The organism is Jatrophihabitans lederbergiae, assembly GCF_031845305.1.
Lineage (GTDB): Bacteria > Actinomycetota > Actinomycetes > Mycobacteriales > Jatrophihabitantaceae > Jatrophihabitans_A > Jatrophihabitans_A lederbergiae.
Genome location: NZ_JAVREH010000030.1, coordinates 22,163 through 43,772, shown reverse-complemented (window position 1 = coordinate 43,772; position 21,610 = coordinate 22,163). Strand labels below are relative to the sequence as shown.

Annotated in this window: 24 protein-coding genes, 1 tRNA gene and 1 pseudogene; 13 read left to right on the top strand and 13 right to left on the bottom strand. The window is 67.9% G+C overall.

Translation table 11 applies throughout. From position 1 onward, the window contains the following. Positions 1–205: 205 nt before the first annotated feature. Positions 206–1,126: a toll/interleukin-1 receptor domain-containing protein gene (locus RM423_RS17555; protein WP_311424344.1), complete on the top strand. Its 921-nt coding sequence runs from the start codon at positions 206–208 to the stop codon at positions 1,124–1,126. A gap of 109 nt (positions 1,127–1,235) precedes the next feature. Here RM423_RS17555 and RM423_RS17550 read toward each other — a convergent pair whose 3' ends face one another. Further along, on the bottom strand, positions 1,236–2,213 hold the full coding sequence (locus RM423_RS17550; protein WP_311424343.1) for a hypothetical protein: 978 nt from the start codon (positions 2,211–2,213) through the stop codon (positions 1,236–1,238). Then, a pseudogene (locus RM423_RS25735) lies at positions 2,210–2,694 on the bottom strand (DUF6932 family protein). The gene RM423_RS17550 and the pseudogene RM423_RS25735 overlap by 4 nt, the downstream one beginning before the upstream one ends. Before the next feature lie 345 nt (positions 2,695–3,039). On the opposite strand from RM423_RS25735, the gene RM423_RS17540 reads away from it, so the two are divergent. Then, entirely contained in the window at positions 3,040–3,447 is a 408-nt protein-coding gene (locus tag RM423_RS17540; RefSeq protein WP_311424341.1) for a hypothetical protein, read from the top strand. Between the two features lie 14 nt (positions 3,448–3,461). Here the strand turns inward: RM423_RS17540 and RM423_RS17535 are convergent, their stop codons facing one another. Then, positions 3,462–4,538 (bottom strand): lactonase family protein, encoded by a 1,077-nt coding sequence (locus RM423_RS17535; RefSeq protein ID WP_311424340.1) that lies wholly within the window; start codon positions 4,536–4,538, stop codon positions 3,462–3,464. Positions 4,539–4,637: 99 nt separating this feature from the next. Here RM423_RS17535 and RM423_RS17530 point away from each other — a divergent pair, with 99 nt between their 5' ends. Next, entirely contained in the window at positions 4,638–6,245 is a 1,608-nt protein-coding gene (locus RM423_RS17530; RefSeq protein WP_311424339.1) for an APC family permease, read from the top strand. 88 nt (positions 6,246–6,333) lie between these two features. Here RM423_RS17530 and RM423_RS17525 read toward each other — a convergent pair whose 3' ends face one another. Next, a complete protein-coding gene (locus RM423_RS17525; RefSeq protein ID WP_311424338.1) occupies positions 6,334–6,510 on the bottom strand; it encodes a hypothetical protein in 177 nt (58 codons plus the stop codon). Between the two features lie 165 nt (positions 6,511–6,675). On the opposite strand from RM423_RS17525, the gene RM423_RS17520 reads away from it, so the two are divergent. The 5 genes from RM423_RS17520 to RM423_RS17500 all read left to right on the top strand — a co-directional run bounded on the left by RM423_RS17520 (position 6,676) and on the right by RM423_RS17500 (position 8,977). Beyond that, complete coding sequence (locus RM423_RS17520; RefSeq protein WP_311424337.1) at positions 6,676–6,927, top strand: hypothetical protein; 252 nt, start codon at positions 6,676–6,678, stop codon at positions 6,925–6,927. 52 nt (positions 6,928–6,979) lie between these two features. Beyond that, on the top strand, positions 6,980–7,342 hold the full coding sequence (locus RM423_RS17515) for a DNA ligase LigA-related protein (RefSeq protein WP_311424336.1): 363 nt from the start codon (positions 6,980–6,982) through the stop codon (positions 7,340–7,342). A 33-nt stretch (positions 7,343–7,375) separates the two neighbouring features. Then, positions 7,376–7,723 (top strand): hypothetical protein, encoded by a 348-nt coding sequence (locus RM423_RS17510; RefSeq protein WP_311424335.1) that lies wholly within the window; start codon positions 7,376–7,378, stop codon positions 7,721–7,723. Positions 7,724–7,883: 160 nt separating this feature from the next. Further along, positions 7,884–8,303, top strand: coding sequence for a TraR/DksA family transcriptional regulator (locus RM423_RS17505; protein ID WP_311424334.1), 420 nt, complete (start codon positions 7,884–7,886; stop codon positions 8,301–8,303). A gap of 287 nt (positions 8,304–8,590) precedes the next feature. After that, positions 8,591–8,977: a DUF962 domain-containing protein gene (locus RM423_RS17500; RefSeq protein ID WP_311424333.1), complete on the top strand. Its 387-nt coding sequence runs from the start codon at positions 8,591–8,593 to the stop codon at positions 8,975–8,977. Positions 8,978–8,999: 22 nt separating this feature from the next. Here the strand turns inward: RM423_RS17500 and RM423_RS17495 are convergent, their stop codons facing one another. The 3 genes from RM423_RS17495 to RM423_RS17485 all read right to left on the bottom strand — a co-directional run bounded on the left by RM423_RS17495 (position 9,000) and on the right by RM423_RS17485 (position 10,672). Beyond that, positions 9,000–9,296: a DUF2516 family protein gene (locus tag RM423_RS17495; protein ID WP_311424332.1), complete on the bottom strand. Its 297-nt coding sequence runs from the start codon at positions 9,294–9,296 to the stop codon at positions 9,000–9,002. Positions 9,297–9,486: 190 nt separating this feature from the next. Next, complete coding sequence (locus RM423_RS17490) at positions 9,487–10,257, bottom strand: hypothetical protein (RefSeq protein WP_311424331.1); 771 nt, start codon at positions 10,255–10,257, stop codon at positions 9,487–9,489. Continuing rightward, on the bottom strand, positions 10,241–10,672 hold the full coding sequence (locus tag RM423_RS17485; RefSeq protein ID WP_396327771.1) for a helix-turn-helix domain-containing protein: 432 nt from the start codon (positions 10,670–10,672) through the stop codon (positions 10,241–10,243). The genes RM423_RS17490 and RM423_RS17485 overlap by 17 nt, the downstream gene beginning before the upstream one ends. A 480-nt stretch (positions 10,673–11,152) precedes the next feature. Here RM423_RS17485 and RM423_RS17480 point away from each other — a divergent pair, with 480 nt between their 5' ends. The 3 genes from RM423_RS17480 (at position 11,153) to RM423_RS17470 (ending at position 13,031) form a co-directional block, all read left to right on the top strand. After that, positions 11,153–11,740, top strand: a complete 588-nt coding sequence (locus tag RM423_RS17480) for a hypothetical protein (RefSeq protein ID WP_311424329.1) — start codon at positions 11,153–11,155, stop codon at positions 11,738–11,740. 86 nt (positions 11,741–11,826) lie between these two features. Beyond that, entirely contained in the window at positions 11,827–12,522 is a 696-nt protein-coding gene (locus RM423_RS17475; RefSeq protein WP_311424328.1) for a hypothetical protein, read from the top strand. Further along, a complete protein-coding gene (locus RM423_RS17470; RefSeq protein ID WP_311424327.1) occupies positions 12,519–13,031 on the top strand; it encodes a hypothetical protein in 513 nt (170 codons plus the stop codon). The genes RM423_RS17475 and RM423_RS17470 overlap by 4 nt, the downstream gene beginning before the upstream one ends. Before the next feature lie 71 nt (positions 13,032–13,102). On the opposite strand, the gene RM423_RS17465 is transcribed toward RM423_RS17470, so the two are convergent. Further along, positions 13,103–14,275, bottom strand: a complete 1,173-nt coding sequence (locus tag RM423_RS17465) for a S53 family peptidase (RefSeq protein ID WP_311424326.1) — start codon at positions 14,273–14,275, stop codon at positions 13,103–13,105. Between the two features lie 510 nt (positions 14,276–14,785). Between RM423_RS17465 and RM423_RS17460 the strand changes: the two genes are divergently transcribed. Next, a complete protein-coding gene (locus RM423_RS17460) occupies positions 14,786–15,685 on the top strand; it encodes a Rieske 2Fe-2S domain-containing protein (protein WP_311424325.1) in 900 nt (299 codons plus the stop codon). A 26-nt stretch (positions 15,686–15,711) separates the two neighbouring features. Here RM423_RS17460 and RM423_RS17455 read toward each other — a convergent pair whose 3' ends face one another. The 5 genes from RM423_RS17455 to RM423_RS17435 form a co-directional block, all read right to left on the bottom strand. Next, positions 15,712–16,578 (bottom strand): DUF72 domain-containing protein, encoded by an 867-nt coding sequence (locus RM423_RS17455; protein WP_311424324.1) that lies wholly within the window; start codon positions 16,576–16,578, stop codon positions 15,712–15,714. Then, positions 16,565–17,230 carry an HAD family hydrolase gene (locus tag RM423_RS17450; protein ID WP_311424323.1) on the bottom strand — a complete coding sequence of 222 codons (666 nt, stop codon included), beginning with the start codon at positions 17,228–17,230 and terminating at the stop codon, positions 16,565–16,567. Before RM423_RS17450 ends, RM423_RS17455 begins: the two co-directional genes overlap by 14 nt. Positions 17,231–17,350: 120 nt before the next feature. Beyond that, complete coding sequence (gene selB, locus RM423_RS17445; RefSeq protein WP_311424322.1) at positions 17,351–19,114, bottom strand: selenocysteine-specific translation elongation factor; 1,764 nt, start codon at positions 19,112–19,114, stop codon at positions 17,351–17,353. Continuing rightward, positions 19,111–20,409, bottom strand: coding sequence for an L-seryl-tRNA(Sec) selenium transferase (gene selA, locus RM423_RS17440; protein WP_396327770.1), 1,299 nt, complete (start codon positions 20,407–20,409; stop codon positions 19,111–19,113). Before selA ends, selB begins: the two co-directional genes overlap by 4 nt. 44 nt (positions 20,410–20,453) lie before the next feature. After that, a tRNA-Sec gene (locus RM423_RS17435) sits at positions 20,454–20,549 on the bottom strand. Positions 20,550–20,589: 40 nt separating this feature from the next. On the opposite strand from RM423_RS17435, the gene selD reads away from it, so the two are divergent. Further along, positions 20,590–21,582 carry a selenide, water dikinase SelD gene (gene selD / locus RM423_RS17430; RefSeq protein WP_311424320.1) on the top strand — a complete coding sequence of 331 codons (993 nt, stop codon included), beginning with the start codon at positions 20,590–20,592 and terminating at the stop codon, positions 21,580–21,582. The last annotated feature ends 28 nt before the right edge of the window (positions 21,583–21,610 follow it).

Below are 21,610 nucleotides of genomic sequence, written 5' to 3'. Positions count from 1 at the left end.
CCGGCACGTGGAACCGGCGCACCGAGCGACCTCGGCCAAACTGTCCTGCCCGCACGGCACAATCGGAAACCACAGAGGCTGCCGCCCCAAGAACGACGATCAACAGGCGCCGCGTGAAAGTTTCGGGCTAGATAGCTGTGCATTCAATGCTTGGAGTCTCGTCCATTGCACCCGAATGGCGGCGCGTCGGACTTACACTGCGGCCGTGAACACTGCGCAGCGTATCGATACGAAGAGGGAAATTGCGACTCTGCTCAGCCAGCGGGATTGGGTGGACATCGATCTCGTGCTGAGCGAACACGGCCTGCCTACGACAGACGATTGGCGCGGCGACAACCTGTACCAGTACGTGATCGCCATGATTCGAGAGGCGACGGACCCGACGCTGTTAGAACTCCACGCTTATGTTACGGGCGGCGTTATCACCGTGAAGCCGGGGGCAGAGCCTTGGCGCGCGGGTGAGCTCCGGTTGTTCATGAGCCATCTCGCCACCCACCAAAAGTTCGTCAGTGACGTCGGCATCTACGTTCAGGGCTACGGCGTCAGCGCGTTCGTCGCCCACGTATCCATCGATGCGTCAGAGGAGTGGCAGACGGTCATCGAGACGGCGCTGGTTACTAGCGATGCGATGGTGGTGTTCCTCCACGATGGCTTCAAGGAGAGCAACTGGTGCGACCAGGAGGTCGGCTTTGCGATGGCCCGGCGCATCCCGGTGCTCCCACTCAACATTGACCTCAACCCCTACGGCTTCATGGGTAAGCTCCAAGCCGAACTCTGTGCCGGGATGGCAGCGCCGCAGATCGGAGACAAGATCGTCCAGTGGCTCATTCGCACACCAAGCGCGCAGGCCGCGATGACAGACGGCTTGGTCAAGGCGTTTGAGGGAGTTTACTCGTACGATCGCGCCCGCGAGGTCTACGGCAAGTTGATTCAGTTGCGCTCGTATACCCCCGCCCAGCTACAGCGGCTGGACGCGGCTACCCGAAACAACGATCAGGTCAAGGATGCAAACTTATCAGGTACGTCTATCCCCGAACTGGTGCAGGTGTTAATCAGGGAATGCGGCGGCATCCCCGTAGTGAGGTCGGAGCCTGACCCCTGGGCTTCGAGTGAGCCGCCGTTCTAGCCACGGTCGTGCTGTGGCTCATTCCCACGGAGCCCAGTAGAACGCCTCCGTCACACCGAGAAGCCGGTCAACCAAAGTTCAACGGTCTAACGCACACCGACGGACACGATCAGGGCTGGGTCGAGCCACCCTCAGGATCGGACGCCAACCCGGACAGCAGATAGTGGGGCCGCTCCCGGCCAGTCCCAGCTTCTGTGCTTACGCTCGTCTCTACAGTGGCGATGACCCAGCGGCCGAACCAAGCCTGTAGCTGCGGGACGAGGTCCTGTTGCACCCGCCCACGAACGGTGTCGCCTTCGATGGTCCGCAACTCGAACGCTCCCCGGAAGAGGCTTGCCCCTCCCAACTGTCCACGAATGTTCGTCGTCTCGCGGATAAGTTGGGTCCGGCCGAGCGCGTCACGCAGTCGCCGGGAGCGCGCCATGTCGAGGCGTTCGACGCGCTCGCCCATGACCGGCGAACGCCAGCCTAGGTCCACATCAAACTCCTCGTCCACGACGGCGTTGGCGAGCGCTTTCAAGTGAGCGAAGGACCGTGGCCCGAGCGGCAAGACCGCCTCAATCAGATCGTCATCGAGAGACTGGTGCCGACCAGCGATCACAAGCAGGTCGAGAAGGACGTTGACCGACGCGCCGACTAGTGGCTCTGGGCGTAGGTCTTCGGTCTCCTCAAAGAGGGTCGGCGTGGTTACACGCTCATCCTCTGGTCCGAGTAGCTCCAACTCCACAGAGCCAGGATGGACAGCCACCAGTCTGAAAGCGGTCTCCTGGCGGATGCTCGCCGGGATGGCGGACCGGTCCGTTGCGACGCCGCGCATCGCCTGGCCGATGGAGGAGACGGATTCTTGTAGCTCGTGGATGAGCTTCGAGAGCGAGTCAACGAAAACCTGGTGACCGCGTACGGGCTTGCCGCGCATCACGACGCGGAGGACCGGCGAGACCAGCGGCTCGTATTCGCGCTGAACCTGCTCGCGTCGGCGTTCCATCGAGGCGCGAAGAAGCTGCGAAGACGGGCTGTCGTCGGGCGCTGCGTTGATCACTGAGGAAAGCTGTTCAAGCTGGGCGCGAAGAAAGGTGGCCGAGGTCATAGCGCCACCTCCAGATAGCCCTTTCGCCGCCCGGTCACGCCCCGAATCTGCGACCACAGGTCGTCCCAGTACTGCTGCCCGTCAGCGTACGCGGGATGCCTTGGATCGGTCGGAGGGACAACAGGGACGGGGAATGAGTCGACGTTCCAGAACTGCTTGTTGTCGTGGCCGAGTAGAAGTGAGCTTCCGAGCGCCTGCCGCCAAGCGGGCAGAGCGTCGTACTGCATGCCGTCAATGAAGGTCACCACGTCTATGTCCCCAGGGTCGAGCTTCGAGGTCACGAAGCTCCCGTCAACCCATTGGTACATGCCGGTACGACATTCTGGAGCGACTCGCGGTGCATCCGCCAGCCCGTGAAGATGGCCACCCGTGTGGTGCTCCCGCCGAACGGGTCCACGAACGTAGCCTTGATCTCCTCGACCGTGGCGGTGTGTCGTCCGGGGGGCAGGAGGCCGTCAGCGTCCAGGGCAGGAATCGGCACGACGACAGAACCCTCCCACTCACTGATCAACAATGCGCGTGCAGCCTAACTTCGGTCATGTGCCAGCGCTACGCCAACCCACTACACATAGGATATTTCGATGCGATCATGAGTGTTTCCGGGCCGACGGTCACGCGGATGTACTCGCGGACGAGAGCGCGCCGCTGATCGAGCGGTCACCCCTGTCGCCACGTGAACCTAAGCAGGTCACACGCTCTCCGTGCGATTCGCTGCCAGCGGCACGATGCCAACGCCGGGCTTCCCTCAGCCCGACGTCGACAAGTCCGGAATGCAGCGGCCGGTGCCGACGCGCCCCGGCAGCGCACGTGATGCATCCTCAATGTCGTGGATCCTCTGATGCGCCGGATCGAGGCGCTTGCCGATGACGGTGCCTACGCGGTGACGTTCCTGATGCCCGACAACCAGGAGCGCAGCGTGCTGCTGCGCGTCACCGACGGCAACGTCACCATCCCCGAGGCGAACCTCATCCCCGGCTGGGCCGCGGACTCGCCGTCCTTCGAGGCCGCCCTCACCGCGATCGCCGCGGTGCACGCCGCCCGTACGCTCGCGAGCAGCGGCCGCAGCCAACTGCTCGACCTGCCCGGCGGCTGGGACGTCACCCTGGGCAACGTCGTGCTCTCCGGCGCCGGCGAGCCAAACTGCGTCTCGCACGGGGGCCTCGAAGAGACCGAGCCGGCAAGGTACGAGTGCCCCGTGTGCGGCGCAGCAGCGCTGTACCAGGTCGCGAGCTAAGGCAAAGACGCGAGCTAAGACAGCGCCAGGACACAGCTCGGACCGGGCACCTCAACGCTAATCGGCGGTCCGCTCGGCAGGCCCGTCACCGGATCGACCGGAAGGCTGACCACCGTGTCCGACAGCTGATTCGCCAGGTACAGCTGGTCGCCGGCGAGGCACGCGTGCCGGGGCCAGCGCCCGGCGGCGTCGAAGTCCGCGACAGGAACCACAGAGTCACCGTCCAGCCGGAGCAGGCTGACGATGTCTCCGCCCCGGTGCGTGGCGTAGAACAGCTCCGGTCGCGGTCCGAGAAGCAACGCCGCCGCCAGGCTTGGATCAGGCAACGGCCCCGCATGACCTGGCCCCACCGACAGCAGCCGCGGGTTGTCCGTCCAGTCGGCTACCGCCAGGCTGCCGTCCAACTCGCCCAGCACCAGGGCGCGCCCACCGACCACCAGCAACTGCCGGGTGCCGCTACCCGCCGGAAGTTCCAGCAGCGGCAACGACGCAAAGCGCCCGTCCTCGTGGCGGTAGCGCCAGACCCGGTCGCTGCCCAAGTCGGCAACAGCGAGGCCGACGCCGGCCGCGTCCAAATCGAAGAAGGTCACCTGGTGCGCATGCGGCCCCTCCTGCCGTTCGGCGTCCGGTCCCCCGCCGCCGGGCAACTCGATCAGCTGGGTCAGCGGCTCGATCCGCCCGTCGGAACCCAGCGGGTGGATCGACACGCTGCCGCTGGTGTAATTCGCCACGGCCAGCAGCCGCAGCCCCTCATGAACCGCCAGGTGACACGGGTGCGCTCCCCCGGTGGACTGCACGCTGAACTGCTCCAGATGACAATCAGCACCCGCTCCGGTGACCCGGAAGGCGCTGACCCGACCGGCGTCCGTCTCGTTCACGGCATAGACCACCCCGCCGGCTGGTGCGGACACCAAACCGGCCGGTGCGGAGACCAGAAAGGACGGTGACTCGGTGACCGCGACCAGGCCGTGATCGTGCAGGGTCGCCTGCACCAGGTCGTGCACGATCAGTCGGATGCCATGACCGGTGCCCATCGGCGGCGTGTAGCCACCCACGAGCAGGGTTCGGAAGTCGGCGGGTGCGGTAGTCATCAAGGGCCATTCTTCCCCACCGCGCGGGGATACCCATCCGATACCGGCGACGGCTAACATGCCCGCCACCACCTGTACGCCACGACGATCGGGAGCGGCATGACTACAGCGACTGGAAATCGAACGCCGGCGGCTTCCGACGATGGCGGCAAGGGGCTCAAGACCGGTGCGATCGGCCTGGTGTCCAGCGTCGTCATCGGTGTTGCGTCGACGGCGCCGGCGTACAGCCTCGCTGCGACCCTCGGCTTCATCGTGGCCCTCGTCGGCCTGCAGTCACCGGCGGTCGTCCTGCTGGCCTTCGTCCCCATCCTGTTCGTGTCGGTGGGGTATCAGCAACTGAACAAGGCAGAACCGGATTGCGGTACGACATTCGCCTGGGCCACCAAGGCATTCGGCCCCAAGAGTGGCTGGCTCGGCGGCTGGGGCATCATCGCCGCCGACGTCCTGGTGATGGCCAGTTTGGCCCAGGTCGCAGGGCAATACCTGTTCCTGCTGTTCGGCGCGGACGGTATCGGCTCCGATCCGACGAGTGGGTGGGTACTGCTCGTGGGGCTGCTGTGGATGGCCCTGATGACCTACATCTGCTACCGCGGCATCGAGCTGTCCGCGGCGATTCAGCGCTGGCTGCTGACGATCGAGGTCGTCATGCTCGCCGTGCTGGCGGTGTTCGCGCTGGTGAAGGTGTACACGGGCAACGGCGTCCACGGGATCTCGATCCACCCGGCGCTGTCCTGGTTCAACCCGGCGAACATCAAGGGCGACAACGGCCACTTCTCGTTCAACCTTTTTTCGCAAGGCATCCTGTTCATGCTGTTCATCTACTGGGGCTGGGATTCGGCCGTCTCGGTGAACGAAGAGACCAAGGACCGGAAGAAGACGCCGGGCCGGGCGGCCATCATCTCGACCGTCCTGTTGCTCGCCATCTACGCGGTGGTGTCGGTGGCCGCGCAGGCGTTCGCGGGAGTCGGCACCGACGGCATCGGCCTGGGAAACGCGAAGAACTCCGGCGACGTGTTGAGCGTCCTGGGCAGCTCGGTGTTCGGCTCGTCCGGGATCGGCAGCGTGATGTCGAAGCTGTTGCTGTTCATGGTGCTGACCTCAGCCGCGGCATCGACCCAGACCACCATCCTGCCGACTGCGCGGACGACGCTTTCGATGGCCGTCTACAAGGCGATTCCGCACACCTTCGCCAAGATCCATCGCCGGTACTTCACGCCGACCAGCTCGACGCTGTGGATGGGCGGCGTCTCGGCGGTGCTCTACCTGATCATGAACTACTTCTCGGGTGGCCAGGTGATCGGTGACGCGGTCACGGCGATCGGCATCCTGATCGCGTTCTACTACGGCGCGACGGGGTTCGCCTGCACCTGGTACTACCGCCGCGAACTCACCCGCAGCGGCCGGGACTTCCTGCTGAAGGGACTGATCCCGTTCCTGGGCGGATTGATGCTCTGGCTGGGCATGGTGCTGACCGCCGTCCAGGACTGGAAACCCATCAACAGCTACGTGGTGTGGAACATGCACTTCGCGCCGCACTGGCAGGTCGGGTTCGCGTTCCTGCTGGGCGTGGGCAGCCTGATCGTCGGGCTGGTGCTGATGCTCGTGTGCATGCCGATCTACCGGGACTTCTTCGCGGGACGGACGCTGAACCGCGCCACGCCGGTCTACCTCGCCGACGACGAGGCGCTGACCACCGCTGACCGTTGATGTGCCCGCGGCCTGACCCGATGGCCTGACACGGTGGTCTGACATGCTGTCCGGTCGCTATGGCGGCCGGACAGCATGTCGAACGGGTTCAGTTGGGGGTCTGGTGCGAGTCGCGTGCCGCCTGCTCCGGGTCCTCGGTCCGCGCATCGGAGTCCTCGAGGATGATCTCGGCCTGGCGATGCGGGTCATCGCTACCTGCGGCGAGCTCTTCGGGGAAGAGGTGGGAACGGGCTTCGATGCGTTCTTCGTCAGGGTGGTTGGTCATTCTCTGAATCTAGCCACTCTGCCGGTGAACGTCAGCTGAACGGGGTGCACACCGTGCCGGAGCAGCCTCGATCGTGGCGGTGATCGAGGACAACTGGCAGACCGGCCGGATGTCCGGCACGACAGGTGTGACCGGACGCCGGCTCCATGTGATCTGATCTGGCCTATGACTGAGCAGCCGAGCACCACGTCCGCTGATTCCGAGCCCTCCTTCGAAGTGCAGCTCGCCCGGACGAAGGCCCTGGAGCCGGACTTCCTGGGCCTCGACGTCGCCGAGGCGAAGTTGCTGGCGACCCAGCTCGGCGTGCACCTGCGCGTCATCGACTCCGAGAACCAGCCGGTGACGGCCGACCTGCGGTCCAATCGAATCACCGTCGATGCGCGAACCGGTGTGATCACCGAGGCGACGGCGGGCTGACCGCGCACCGGTTGACCCTGATCCGCGGGTCTGCGGTCGATAGGATCCGGGGATGAGCGACGCTGCCCCGACCCGTGCCGACCGGCGGGAGTTGATCAACCGCAGGCGTCATCAGATCCTGGTGCACTCGATCTTGTACTACCGCCTCGACAGCACCCTTGTGCCGGACGCGACCTTCGATGCCTGGGGCCGCGAACTCGTAGCCCTGCAGCGGAAGGACCCGGAGGCCGCCGAGGCCGTTCCGTACCAGCTGGACGCGTTCCGGCACTACACCGGCAACACCGGTTTCGACCTTCCGCTGGACGACCCCGAAGCGACCGAGGTGGCGCAGCGATTACTGACCGAGCCGCGGCAGGGCCAGCCCGATCAGGTGCCTGAGGTGCAGGCGCGCGAGACCGTGGCCCCGCCGACGTAGGAACCTTGCTGCCCGACCGCTCGTTCATCGGGTATGGCGGCCATCACAGCGGAGCGGCGTAGCCGCCTGGCCGTGCTCGCTGCCGTGGTCGGGCTGCTGCTCGCGGCCCTCGCGGCCCACCCGGGACCGGCGTCCGCCACCAATGCCCCGCGCCACCCGGCCCTCACGGCCGGCATCGCGCATGAGCTCGCGGCCGTCCACTCCCTGGCTACGACCGCCAAAAGTCCGCAGTCGCCGGCCCTTGATACCGTCCTTTCACCCGCTGCCCTGCTGGTCGTCACCCTCGGCATCGCACTCCTCGCGCGGACGCCGGGACGTGATCGCCTACCTACGGCGCTGCGAGGCCTGCCGTCTGGTCGGGCCCCGCCACTGCGCCGCTGACACCGGCGTTTCGACCTTGCTGAGGCGAGGCCAGTCCGATGGGGGCTCCGCCAGGGCTCATTTTTCGCGGACGCCTATCGAGGGCCTTCCGCACCGTCCGCCTCGTATTCAGTGCCTTCGCACCGCGAGCATGTGCTCGCCACCCTCCTTGGAGAATCAGATGATCCGTTTCACTCCCAACGCCCGTGGGTCCACCCGCATCGAAGAAACGTCCACCTTTCGGGACGCGCTCCGCCAGCAACGGCAGTTTCGGCTGGAGCAACTCAGCGAACTGAGCGCGGCACCGGTCCGAGCTGCCCTGTCCACGGGAGCCACCGCCGAACAGGTCGAAGCCCAGGCGCAGGTGGCGAGACTGCTGCGCGCCGCCGCGCTCTCAGCCTTGGCCGACGTCGACGCGGCGCTGCTGCGGATCGAGCAGGGCGTCTTCGGCCGCTGCATGGAATGCAGCGGGGACATCCAGCTCGCCCGGCTGGAGATCCTGCCGATGGCCGCGCTGTGCATGCCGTGCCAACGCCGACAAGAGATCGCGCCCTCGGACAGGGCAACCACCAAGACCACGCCGCACGAGACGACACGGTGAGCGCGGACTTCGATCGGCCCAGGATGCTGCTCGCTCCGGGCCTGATCGTCGCCCTGTTCCCCGTGATCTCGTTACGACTGGATAGCCGCAGGAAGTTGACTGACTGACAGCGGCCGGCGCGGCCCTCGCCCTGCTCCGGGCGAGGGCCGCGTCCGAGCGTGGCGTCCGCCCGGACGCCGTGCACCCCAGCCGCGGTGCACAACCTGGCTGCAACGCGGGAACCTTTGCCAGAATGGACTCGGCGAGCGCCGGACCAGTGCTCGCCGGCATCGCGAGAGGAAGCCTGCATGTTCCACAGCTACCGCGAGTTCTTTCCGTACTACGTCGCGATGCACTCCAAGCCGGTGACCCGGCGACTGCACCTTGCCGGCACCCTCACCGGCCTGGCGCTGAGCATCACCGGCGTGCTGACCGGCCGGCGCACGTTGCTTGCCGCGCTGCCGACACTCGGTTACGGAACAGCGTGGCCCAGCCACTGGTTGATCGAGGGCAACAACCCGGCCAGCTTCGGCCACCCGCTATGGTCATTGCGCGGTGACTTCGAGATGATCGCGATGATGCTGCGCGGCCGCGACCGCGAGCTGACCGTGGTTGCCCGGGACTGGCTCACCGAACACCCGGAGCACCGGACGGCGTCCAATTGGAAGGGCCGGGACCTGCGCCTGGTGGCGTGACCGGCCGGGCGGTGCGGGCGCGCTACCAGCGGGAGGGGCCGCTGATCTCGCGGACGGCGGGACGGACATCAGCCAGGTACACCGAGCTGATGATGATGGCGATGTAGGACACCAGGTTCGTCACGTCGCGCAGCAGCAGCACCACGATCAAGGCCAGCACCGTCATCAGCACCCAGGTCGGCTTCGTCAGCTTGCCGGCCGCCGGAAAGGCTGCCGCCTTGCGGCTCACGCAGTCGACCAGAGCCCATACCTGAAGGGCCAGCACGCCCAGTAACAGGACGAACATCAGCCAGTCCTGGATGTGGTAGATGGTCTGCACACCCCCAGCCTATAGAGGCGGCGCTGCCTCGCACGCCGCTTCGGTGGATGCGGCCCGGCGCGCCCTGGCTCATGGCGTTCGGCCACTGGCTCGGCAGGTCATGACACAGCCACGCCCCGGTCCGTCTTACTGGTGGACCGGGGCGCGGCGTAGTCGTGAAAGCGCAGCCTCAGAAGAGCCGCGCCTGCAGTCAGGCGTTGTGGGCGGTGTTGCCGGCCTTGGCGGGGATCCTCTTCGCCGTCCGGCGGGTGGTGCTCTTCGCCGTGGTGCTCTTCGCTGCCGAGCTCTTGGCCGGAGACGTCTTGGCCGCAGCCCGCTTGGCTGCCGTGCTCTTCGCTGCCGTGCTCTTGGCGGCTGTCTGCTTGGCCGCGGTGCTCTTGCGGGTGGGAGTGCTGCGGACGACGGCCTCGGGCTCCACATCCGCGGCGACGTTGCGCGCGGTGTCGAACGCGGACCGGGCCAGCGGCGCCACATCGTCCCCGACGTCACCGATCACCCGGCTGAGCCGCGAGTCGTTGAGCAGCTCGGCAGCCCTGGCCTCGCCGCGAGCGGTCAGCTGCCCGTACAGCCGCTTGGCGGTGTCGAGATAGACCTCGGTGGTGAGCTTGACCAGCGGCCGGGTCTGGATCGACTTCACGTTGCCGATGCCCGCGTCGATCCGCTCGCGCAGCTCGCTGACCCGGGTGACCGCGTCCTGCTGGGCCTTGCTGAGCAGGGCCTTGCCACCCTCTTGCGCCTTCGAGGCGTTGGCGACGGCGTCGGACGGGAGCGCCTCGATCCGCTTGGTGACGGTCGCGGCGACGAGGTCCGCGGCACCGAGGGCAGCGTAGGCAGGCTTGGGCGCGTCGGCCACCAGGCGCTTGTTCGCCGTGGTGACGAGGGATGCTGCCTGGATCAGCGCGGTCTTGCCCTGCTCCAGCGCGAGGTCTGCATAGTTTCGGACGTCAGTCGCGATCGACATTGGTATTACTCCTTATCGGGCGCCGCATCAGCGGCGATGGGGGCGTGATCTCGGCAGCCGACGCCTGCTCAGCGACATCGGCGGGGTTCTCTCGGCGGAACGACTCATAGATCTCGACGAGGACGTTCTTCTGGCGCTCGGTCAGCACCGGATCGGCGAAGATGGCACCGACAAGGTCGGAATCGCCACGGCGGTCCTCGAGGATTCCGGCGCGGACGTAGAGCTGCTCGGCAGAGATCCGCAGGCCCTTGGCAATCTGCTGCAGAATGTCCGCACTGGGCTTGCGGAGGCCGCGCTCTACCTGAGAAAGGTACGGGTTGGACACACCTGCCAGTTTCGAGAGCTGCCGCAGCGAGACCTGCGCTTGCTCGCGCTGCTCACGGATGAAGTCACCGATGGTGCCCCCGCCGACCATGGGTACCTTCGCGGCTGTTTCCTTGATCCCGTCCACGTTCACCACGCCAGCATGCCTCGCCAGCGCTAGCAGTTGCAAGCGCGGAGCTAGCGCTTGTGGGCGGCCTCATAAGAACTGGGTGCGAAGTTGCGTGAGCGAGAAGGGCAAAGCTGCTTGCCGGCCGCGCCAAACGGGGCCGTCAGAGAATCGATGCGACACGTTGCGGCCATGGTGAGTTGCTCCACGGCAGCGTCGGCTCAATGCGTAAGACTCAAGGGTCCGAAAAACGTGTCTTCGGTGTCGCTCCCTTCGCGGCGTACCGCCCAGACACGACCGACCCAGCGAGAGGCGCACCCCGGTGTCTGCAGTGCCCGTCGGACGGCCGAGCCGCTACGCCGACGTGCTGAGATCTCGGGCCGAACTGGGTTACGCGTGAATGCCACCGTCTACGGCCCAGATGAAACGTGGCCTGAGCACCAAAAACCGTTCTGGAACGTCGCCTTGAAACAGGCACGCGAGGCCGGCTGGACATTCACCACTGGTGGCCACTGGTTCGGTGTGGTGTCCTGCCCGGCAGGAGAACACACTTTCAACGTTGACAAGACGGCCAGAGGCGGCGAGACCAAGGCGAAGGAAGTCCCGAAGCAGCTGCGATCATGCCAGCACGGAACGCCCGCAACGTTGGGCTCGAAGGTGGCCGCGCGGCGAGCCGAGTGCGAGCGGCTGCTGCTGCGTGCCGAAGATCTGATCTCTGCCGCCGCCAGGGACCTGTGGCGGGCCGAACAGCGACAGGCGGCATTCACCGAGTTCGACCGACTGAGAATTGTCCTCGATACCGCCGATGCGACGGCGGACGAGGTCCTCGCCGCTGAGCAGGAGCAGGCTCTGGAGCGAGCTGCCGACCTGGAGGATGCTCCTGGTGCCGCAGACATCGCGAGGACACTGGGCGATGCCGATGTTGCCGCGGGGGAAGCCCGAGATGTGGCGGCGAAGATCCGTCGTCAGGGTATCGCTGTACCGCTGAGGACGAGGGCCCAGGCCGCTAGAAGCCGCGTATCCGAGCTTCGCGAACGGTTGGAGAGGCTGTAAGGAACGATCGGGCTCAGTCGATGGTTTATCTGTTGGAACTTTCCAACACTGTGCGTACTCTCAACCAAGCATCGAAGGAGGCAACCGTGACGGTAAAAGTTGCACTGCGCTTGGAAGGACTGGATCTGCGCCATTCGGAGGCTTACGAGCGCATCCCGGAGGACCTCGCTGAGCTGTCATTTCAATCCCACGGCGGTGTCAGTCTCGCTGTCGTCTACACCGATGAGCCCTCACCGGCGCACGAGGCTGCCGAGTGGGCACGTCGCATCCTCAAGCTGATACCCGGCGTGTACGTGGCTGAGGCCTTCGATGAGCTAGTCAGCACCGCCGACATCGCCGCGCGCTGCGCGGTCGCGCCCGAGGCGGTGCGCTTGTGGGCTGCGGGAAAGCGGCGCTCCTCAGTCCGGGCGTTTCCCGCGCCGCGCCAGGTCGTCGGGTCCGGTTCCGGCGGCAAGACCATGAGTCTCTACGCCTGGCGCGAGGTGCTGTCCTGGGTTCGTGACGTCATCAGCATCGACCCGGACGAAGGCATCACTTACCTCGACAGCGCCCAGTCCGCCGACCTCAACGCCGAGCTCGCCGGCCTGGCGGAGCCAGCCGCCGCACCGGAGCTGCCGTGGCGGCCGATGCATGTGCAGACTCCGCACGTGACGACCGCGACCGGGCAGGCCATTGTGCTGGGTTCAGGCGCCGTCGGCGGCCGGTACACCCGCTTCCACGACGTCCTCGAGGACGTGTGCGGACCGGCGGCCGACAGTTCTCAACGGCTTGCGACGCGATGACAAGCGCGCAAGAGCAGACACACGCCGACAGCATCGAGGACGCCGAGGACGGTTCCGTCCACGAGCCGGCCGCGAGCGGCGACACTGTCGATCCGGGGACCTACAACGATTTCGTGACCTCGGTCGCGTTGACCGCAATCAACGTCGTCGGCATCGGTGGCGAGCGCCGCGCGGCCGGGGAGGCCACACAGACCCGCTTCGACCTGGGCGCCGCGTATCAAGTCGAGACCGACGCCGTCCATTACCGCTTCGACGCGACCGGTCAGCTCACCGATGAGGCCGGCACCGACTACGGGCAGGTCAGCGCCTCCGTCGTCCTTACGCTGACCCTCACCGCACCAGCTCCTCCGCCGCCCTGTATTGAGCGCTTCGGCAGTATGACGGCGACGATGGTGGTCCACCCCTACCTACGTGAGGCACTCGCGAGCACCGCGCTGCGCCTGGGCTTCGGTGGAGTTCTGCTGCCGCTCATCACCCAGCCATCTGAGCACATAAAGCGTGGTGGGTGACCGGCTGTACGCCGATCACCCACCACGGGAACTTCTGTCGATCACATGCAGCGTGAGCTGCTAGCGCTAGCTCAGAATGCGCTGGTTCCGTTCGGGGTACCGAGGCCGGTCGGACCGTCCCAGCCGGAGCCGGCGCTGCACCACACCGCGGTGGTGCAAGTGCCGTTCGAGCCACTGGTCACGTCGTTGAGACCACTGGTGTGCGCCCAGGTGTAGGACGCCGGGTAGCCCGCCGTGTTGCCCGACAGCGCGTACACGCTGGCGATGATCGGCGAGGCGACGCTGGTGCCGCCGTAGACCAACCAGCCCGAGGAGCCCTGGTACGCGGTGGAGTCATAGACCGACACGCCGGTGTTAGGGTCAGCGATCGCCGAGACGTCGGCGTTGGCCTTGCCCGAGCACTGGGTGGCAGCAGTCTGCCACGCCGGCTTGGCGTTCAAGGTCGAGCAACCACTGCCCGCGCCGTTCCATGCCGTCTCGGTCCACCCACGGGTCGTGCTCGCCTTGCGCAGGCTGGTGCCACCCACCGCGATGACCGTGTCGTAGGAGGCAGGCGACTCGATGCCGTACCCGGAGTCACCCGTCGAGGCCGTGATGGCAATGCCGGGGTGGTCATAGGCGGACGAGGGGGCGGTGTCGCTGCCGCCATAGCTGTTGCTGATCGCGACGACACCCGGCTGCGTGGCCGCGTAGTTCACCGCGGTCGCCAGGTCGGCGAACGAGGCGGAGGACGCCTCGACCAGCAGGATCTTGCAGTCCGGGCAGGTGGCCGACACCATGTCGAGGTCCAGGCTGGTCTCGGTGGCCCAGCCGGCGTTGGTGCGGGGGAGCTTGGAGGCGCCGGTCTGGCTCGTCTTGCGGAAGCAGCCATTCGCGGTGGTGCACGCGGCAAGCCCGAACTGCGAGCGGTACACGCCGAGGTCCGCCTCAGCGGTCGGGTCGTCGTAGGCGTCGATGATCGCAACCGTGCGGCCGCCGCCGGACGCAGTGGTGAGTGCGTAGGCGGACCGGATGTCCACCGGGTTCAGACCGGATGGAGTACCCGTCACGGCGGGCTTGCCGGTCGCGTCGACGACGACCTGGTTCAGGCACGCGGCCTGGCCGGCCGCCGGGGCCGAACAGATCCGCGCCGCGTGGTTGCCGTTGCGGGCGGATGCGGGAGCCGCGTTGGCGACGCCGGTGACTGCGAACGCGGCAACCGTCAGGGCGGAACCGGTCACAGCGAGCGTGGTGGAGAACTTCACCTAACCTCCAGAGTGGGGAGTGGGTCGGGCTAGTGCGAGGGAGTGTCTGCGTCGCCCGGATCGAACGATGATGGACCAGTGCCCGTCATATCCGCGTAAGTGTGACACCACTGACAGGGGTGTCAAGCTGGGACTTCGTACGCAATGCACATGAGCTGCCGGTACACCAACTACTGCGTCAGCAGGGCCCGCAGCGGCCGCGGGCTCTCGAACGGCATGGCGATGGCTCGAACACCGTGTCACCGCCGACAAGCACGAGGATGTCACCGAGCGCGGTAGCGATGCCGGTGTTCAGTGCCCCGGCTTTCCGCCGTTGGGCTGCTCCGCCACCCGCACGCGGTCCGCCCAGGCCCGGCAGCGACGATCAGGCTGAAGCTAATCGGCATCGGGTAACGCGTGCGGAGCGCTCGATCGGTGGACTGCCGCGCGGTTTTTCATGCGCTAGTGTCGGAGAACCGGGCTGAGCGCACAGCTGGTGGTGATCGAAGTGACGCGGCATGCGGAGGCCTCATGATATCGCGACTCAATCGCGTTCTGGACACGTTCATCGGCAAGATCGAGCGCGCCGAATCACTCGATCCCATCGCGGACAAGCTGTCGGCCGCTCTCAGCAAACCGCTGTCGCCCGCGCCCATGCGCAGCATTCTCAGCGGCACCCCGGTCGGCCACCCGGCGCACCCGGCGATGGTGCTGGTCCCCGTCGGGTCCTGGCTGAGCGCCACGTACCTCGACCTCGTCGGTGGTACGGACGGCGAGTGTGCCGCTCGCAGACTGGTGGCCATGGGCGTCGTCAGTGCCGTTCCCGCGGCGCTCACCGGTGCGAATGACTGGATGTACACGAGCGGGGCGGAACGCCGCGTCGGACTGGTGCACGCGGCCGGCAACTACTTCGCGCTCGGGCTCTACCTCGGCAGCTGGACGGCTCGCCGCCGGCAGCGGGTCGGCCTCGGGAAGGCGCTCGCGGCGGCCGGCTCGGTGACCGTCACCCTGACCGGCTGGCTCGGCGGCCACCTGACGTACGCCCGGGGCGTCGGTGTGGACACCACCGCGTTCGAGGTGGTCCCATCAGAATGGACCGATGTGTTCAGCGAGGCCGACCTGCAACCGGACGAGCCCGTGCTCGTGCACGCCGACGGCGTTCCGGTGATGCTGGTGAAGTCCGGTGACGAGCTGCTCGCCATCGGCGACCGGTGCACCCACCGCGGCGGCCCGCTGCACGAGGGCACGTTCAAGGACGGCTGCATCACCTGTCCCTGGCACGGCGGCACCTTCCGGGTCTCGGACGGCCAGGTGATCGAGGGGCCGCCGAGTCGCTCGGAGCAGGTGTTCGAGGTCCGTATCCGGTACGGCTCGGTGCAGGTCCGGCGGGCGGACGAGCCCGGCGTCCTGCGGGGAAATCCCGTCAGCTGAGCGATTCGCTCGCCCGGTAAGGTACCTCAGCCGAGCAACGCCGCCAGCGCCATCGCGTCGTAGGGCGCCCGGACCTTGACGTCATTGTCGAAGTAGACATAGACGTCCAGGCCCTGGCCGATCCACAGCCGGATCCGTTCGGCCCATACGGCAAGCTCCGGAGCGTCGTACCCACTGACGTACAGCTCCTGCGCGCCGTGCAGCCGGACGTACACGAAGTCGGCGGTGACGTCGAACAACTGCGGCCAGCGCCCGGCGGTGTCGGCGACGACGGTGGCGACCCGGTGCTGGCGGAGCAGTTCGACGAAGTCCGCCCCGTACGTGTCGTGCCGCACCTCCACCGCGTACCGCAGCGGCCGATCATGCAAGGTGCCGGTCCACGACCGTTCCGCCAGCCGCTCGTCGTGGCCGCGGGCGAGGTAGGCGGCCTCACCGGTTGACCTCGGCAGTCGCTGCAGAAAGCCGTCCAGCCGGTCCGCGTCGAAGGGCAGGGACGGCGGTAGCTGCCAGAGCACCGGACCGAGCTTGTCCTCCAACGCCAGCACACCCGAGCCGAAGAAGTTCGCCACTGCCGAGTCGGTGTCCCGCAACTTCTTCATGTGCGTGATGAAACGGCCGCCCTTGACGGAGAAGACGAAGTCGTCCGGCGTCTGCTCCGCCCACCGGTGGTAACTGGTCGGCCGCTGGAGCGAATAGAACGAGCCGTTGACCTCGATCGACGACAATCGTTCGGCGGCGTAAGCCAATTCGCGATGGTGCGCCAGCCCAGCCGGGTAGAAGTCCTTACGCCACGGGGCATACGTCCAACCCGAGATGCCGATCCGCGCCCTCCCGGGCCCGGTCGGCAACTCTTCTGGCGCCACCGCCGGCAGCGCGCTATCAGGACGAGGCAAGCGGGCTCTCGTCGAATGCCGCGAGCAGGTCGGCCGGATCCCGGTAGACGGCGACCGCGCCGGCATCGCGTAGTTCGGCGGCGCTGGTGCCACCGGACTCCAGTCCGATACAGGTCAGGCCGGCCTTCGCCGAGGCTTCCACGTCCCACACCGCGTCGCCCACGAAGATCGCGTCGCCCGGTTCAAGCTCGGCTTTCTTCAACGCCGCCAGCACGATGTCCGGATCGGGCTTGCTGCTGCTCGCGTCATCGGAACTGGTCGAGTGGTCGAGATAGTCGTCGGCGTCCAGGACCTGCTTGAGAACGGTCAGCTCACGCTCGCTCGCCGAGCTGGCCAGCACGGTCACCAGACCGGCCTCGTGGCAGCGCACGACCAGGTCGCGCGCGGCGGGGAGCAGCCGCAGCGCCGGCCAGTAGGCCGCATAGAGGGCCTTGTGGCTATCGGCGAGTTGGTCGACCTGGTCGAGGGCTTCCTTGCCGAGCACCTGCTCGACGAGGTTCTCAGAACCCATGCCGACACTGCGGTGAATCACTGCCATCGTTGCGTCGAAACCGGCCTGGCGAATCGCCTGCCACCACGTCACCGTGTGGATGTAGGTGGTGTCCACCAGGGTGCCGTCCACGTCGAACAGCACACCACGCCTGTCGCTCATCGCTCGATCCCCACGTGCTTGATGACCAGGTGCCTGATACCCATGTGCTCGCACTCCAGTGCCCGAATCTCACCAAGGCATGTGCGCTCAGCCTGTTATGAACGGTACTGCACGTCGGCTTCAGTTCCGCACCGAGCGACTGGTGCCATCCACCCGCTCGGTCAGGCCGAGGCTGTCCAGATGCTCCAGCAGCGGCAGGGCCACCCGCCTCGTGGTGGACAGCGCCTGCCGCGCCTGGCTGGCGGTGAACGGCTGCGGCAACCGGCGCAGCGCCTCCAGCGCGTGCTCCGGCGCGTTCGTCGCCACCACCAGATCGGGCGCCAGCCGGAGCACCTGTCCCTTGGCAGCCGCGGCGGCCAGCTCTTTCGGGCGCAGGCCGAGCTCGGCGAGCTCCGCGCGCTCCGGTGCGTCATAGGGGTCGGCGACCAGTCGCAGTACCACCTTGTGCATGGATCCCTCAGCCGCGCCAAGGGAGATCTGCGTTCCGGGACGGGCGATCCGGCCGCCCTGGACCTGCAGCTTAGCCGCCGTGGCAAGCTCTCGCAGCAGTTCCGCGTCCGGCACGCCGAGGGTCCGTCGCGCCGCCTCTTCAGGCATCCGCGGCTGCTCGGGATGCGTCCCGGCGTAGTCGTCCACCGTCGCCAGCAGCGCGTCGGTCCAGGCCTGCCAGGTGTCGGGATCGACCAGCCACTGCCCCCGCACCAGCACCTGGGACAGGTCGTCGACCGCGATGCCCAGGGCCGCGAGAGTCGAGGTCCGGACGGCGCCGCGGCGAGCCACCTGGGCCTCGAGCCGGCTGGCGGCACCACCGGACAGTTCCAGCGCCCGGGCCCTGGCCGCCCCGCGCTTGCGCAGCGCCGGCGGGTCGGCGTCGGCCACCAGCACGCCGGCGACGATGGACTGCTGCCCCGGATCGCGCAGCACGGCCCGGTCACCGGCCTGCAGCGGAATCGGCTGCGCCAGGCTGAGCCGCGCGGTGTCCTCGCCGAGCATCCGGACGCGCACCGGCAGGGACGCGGAGCCGATGTGCAATACCAGCTCGGTGCCCGGCTCGGCCAGCAGCGGATCCAAGCGCACGTCGGCCTGGTCGCTCAGCCGCCAGGCACCGGGACTGAGCAGGCAGTCGCCCCGGCCCACCCGTGCCCGATCCAGGCCCCGGACGTTCACCGCGACCCGCGCCACCGCGGCCACCCGGTCGCGCGGCGCTCCGAGTTCCTGCAGGCCCCGCACGGTGACCGTCCTGCCGTGCAGTTCCAGCTGATCCCCGACCGCGAGCTGCCCCGCCCCCAGCGTTCCGGTGAGCACGGTGCCACTGCCCTTCACCGTGAACGACCGGTCCACCCAGAGCCGCACCCGGCCGGTGGTGTCGGGCGCGGGCAGGACGTCGACAAGCTCCTGGAGCGCGGTGCGCAGCTGGGGCAGGCCCGCGCCGGTGACCGCCGACACCACGACCGCCGGCACGTTCCCGAGGCTGGACCGGGCGATCCGCTCCCGGGCGTCGGTGAGCACCGCCTGCACCTGGGCCGGCGAGGCAAGGTCGGCCCGGGTGATCACCAGCAGACCGTGCTCGATGCGCAGGGCATCGATGGCGTCCAGGTGCTCCGAGGTCTGCCGCCGCCAGCCCTCATCGGCCGCCACGACCAGCAGAACCGCCGGTGCCGGCCCGACACCGGCCAGCATGTTCGACACGAAGCGGTGGTGGCCGGGCACGTCGACGAAGGCAAGCTGCTCGCCGGAGTCCAGCGTCGTCCAGGCATAGCCCAGATCGATGGTCATTCCCCGGCGGCGCTCCTCGGCCCACCGGTCCGGCTCCATTCCGGTCAGCGCGCGCACCAGCGTCGACTTGCCGTGATCGACGTGCCCGGCCGTCGCCACCACCCTCATAGCGACACGACCGTCGGCGACACCCTGCGGACGGCCTCGGCGAGCGTCCGGTCCGCCGACTCCTCGACGCAGCGCAGGTCCAGCAGGCACCGCCCGTGCTCGACCCGTCCGATCACGGGGGGCTTGCCGGCGCGGAGCCGGCGCGCGTACGCAGCCGGCAATGCCACCGCCCACCCCGGAAGTTCGAGCCCCGGTGCGCCACCGCCACCGACCGCACCGGCGCTGGGGACGACCTCGCCACCGACTTCGGCGGCCAGCGCAGCGCACCGGCTCCGCAGCCGGGCCGGGTCGGCATGCAGGTACCGCTCTGTGGGAGTGGACGGCCCGCGCAGCGTCGCCTCGACGGCGGCCAGCGTCAGCTTGTCGACCCGGAGCGCGCGGGCCAGCGGATGCCGGCGCAGCCCGTTCACCGCGTCGGCGGCTCCGAAGATCAGGCCGGCCTGGGGACCGCCGAACAGCTTGTCCCCGCTGCAGGTCACCAGCGACGCACCGCCGTCCACCGCGCTCGCCACGTCGGGCTCGTCCGGAAGCAGCGGGTCGGCGTTGAGCAGGCCGCTGCCCACGTCGGCGACCACCGGCACACCCAGAGTGGCGAGCTCCGCGATCGAGACACTGGACGTGAATCCCTCGATGCGAAAGTTGCTCGGGTGCACCTTGAGGACGCACCCCGTGTCCGGCCCAATGGCTTCGGCGTAGTCGGCCAGCTTGGTGCGGTTGGTGGTGCCCACCTCGCGGATGCGCGCGCCGGTCGACTCGATCAGCTCGGGCAGCCGGAAGCCGTCGCCGATCTCGACCAGTTCACCGCGGCTGACCAGAACCTCGCGCCCGGCGGCCAGAGCCGTCGTGGCAAGCACCAGAGCGGCCGCGCCGTTGTTGACCACCAGCACGTCGCCCGCTCCGGGAACCGCCCCTGCCAGTGCAGCGAGGGCGCCGCGACCACGACGGGCACGGCGGCCGTCGCTGAGGTCGTACTCCACATCGACGTAACCGGCTGCCGCGACCACCGCGTCGACAGCCGCCGCGGACAGGCTGGCGCGGCCCAGGTTCGTGTGCAGCACGACCCCGGTCGCGTTCAGCACGGGCTGCATGGAGCTGGCCGAGTCCGGCAACCGTTCCAGCACCGAGTCGACAACCCGCTCAGGCGCCAGCCGCCCGTCCCGTACCAGCTGCTGCACCCGCACCACCGCCTGCTTCACCTCGCCGGCACCGAGCCGGTCGACCGCATCGGCGAGCAGCGGATCAGCCAGCACCACGTCGGTACGGGGAACCCGCCGGCGCGGATCGGCAGCGCTCAGCCCGCCCTCGGGGATATGCACCGGGCCTCCTTCTGTTCCGAGCGTGGCGGAGGCGGACGGGAATCGAACCCGCCAAGCCGAGATACTCGGCTTCACCGGTTTTGAAGACCGGGAGGGCCACCAGGCACCTGTACGCCTCCACCCGCCACGCTAGCGGGTCGGCGAGTTAACCTCGAAACCATGACTGCCACGGCGTACCGGTTGACCCAGTTCGCACACGGCGGAGGCTGTGCCTGCAAGATCCCGCCCGGCGAGTTGGAGGACATCGTCGCCGGCCTCACCGGCAGCAAGGCCAGTCCGGAGTTGCTGGTCGGGCTCGATGATGGCGACGACGCAGCCGTGGTACGGATCGACGGGAACACCGCGGTCATCAGCACCGCCGACTTCTTCACCCCGGTGGTGGACGACGCCTACGACTTCGGCCGGATCGCCGCGGCCAACGCGCTGTCCGACATCTACGCGATGGGCGGCCGGCCGCTGATGGCGGTGAACCTGGTGGGCTGGCCCCGCGACGTCCTGCCGTCCGACCTGCTGCGCGAGGTCCTGCGCGGGGGCCTCGACGTGGCGCGGGAGGCGGACTGCCACGTGGGCGGCGGGCACAGCATCGACGATCCGGAGCCCAAGTACGGCATGGCCGTGACCGGGATCGCGAATCCGGATCGGCTCTTGCGCAATGACGCGGCCGAGGCGGGGCTGGCCATCTCGCTCACCAAGCCGCTGGGCGTGGGGGTGCTCAACAACCGGCACAAGTCCACCGGGGAGGTATTCGAGAACGCGATCGCCTCGATGGTGACGCTGAACCGCGCCGCCTGCGAGGCGGCCCTGAACGCGGGCCTGCGGGCAGCCACCGACGTCACGGGTTTCGGCCTGCTCGGCCACCTGTACAAGATGGCGCGTGCCTCGGGCGTCACCGCCGTGGTGGACGCCGCAGCCGTGTCGTACCTGGACGGGGCTCGCGAGGCGCTGGCCGCCGGCTACGTCAGCGGTGGCACCCGCCGCAATCTGGACTGGGTACGGCCGCACCTGAGCGCGTCGGTCCCCGAGGACGAATTGCTGCTGCTGGCCGACGCCCAGACGAGCGGTGGCCTGCTGGTGGCGGGTGAACTGCCGCTGGGCACCGTGATCGGAGAGTTCGTGGCTCCCCGGGGTGACGCGGTACTGCAGGTCCGCTGAACTGACCCCCACAACGCTGAGGAGCGGA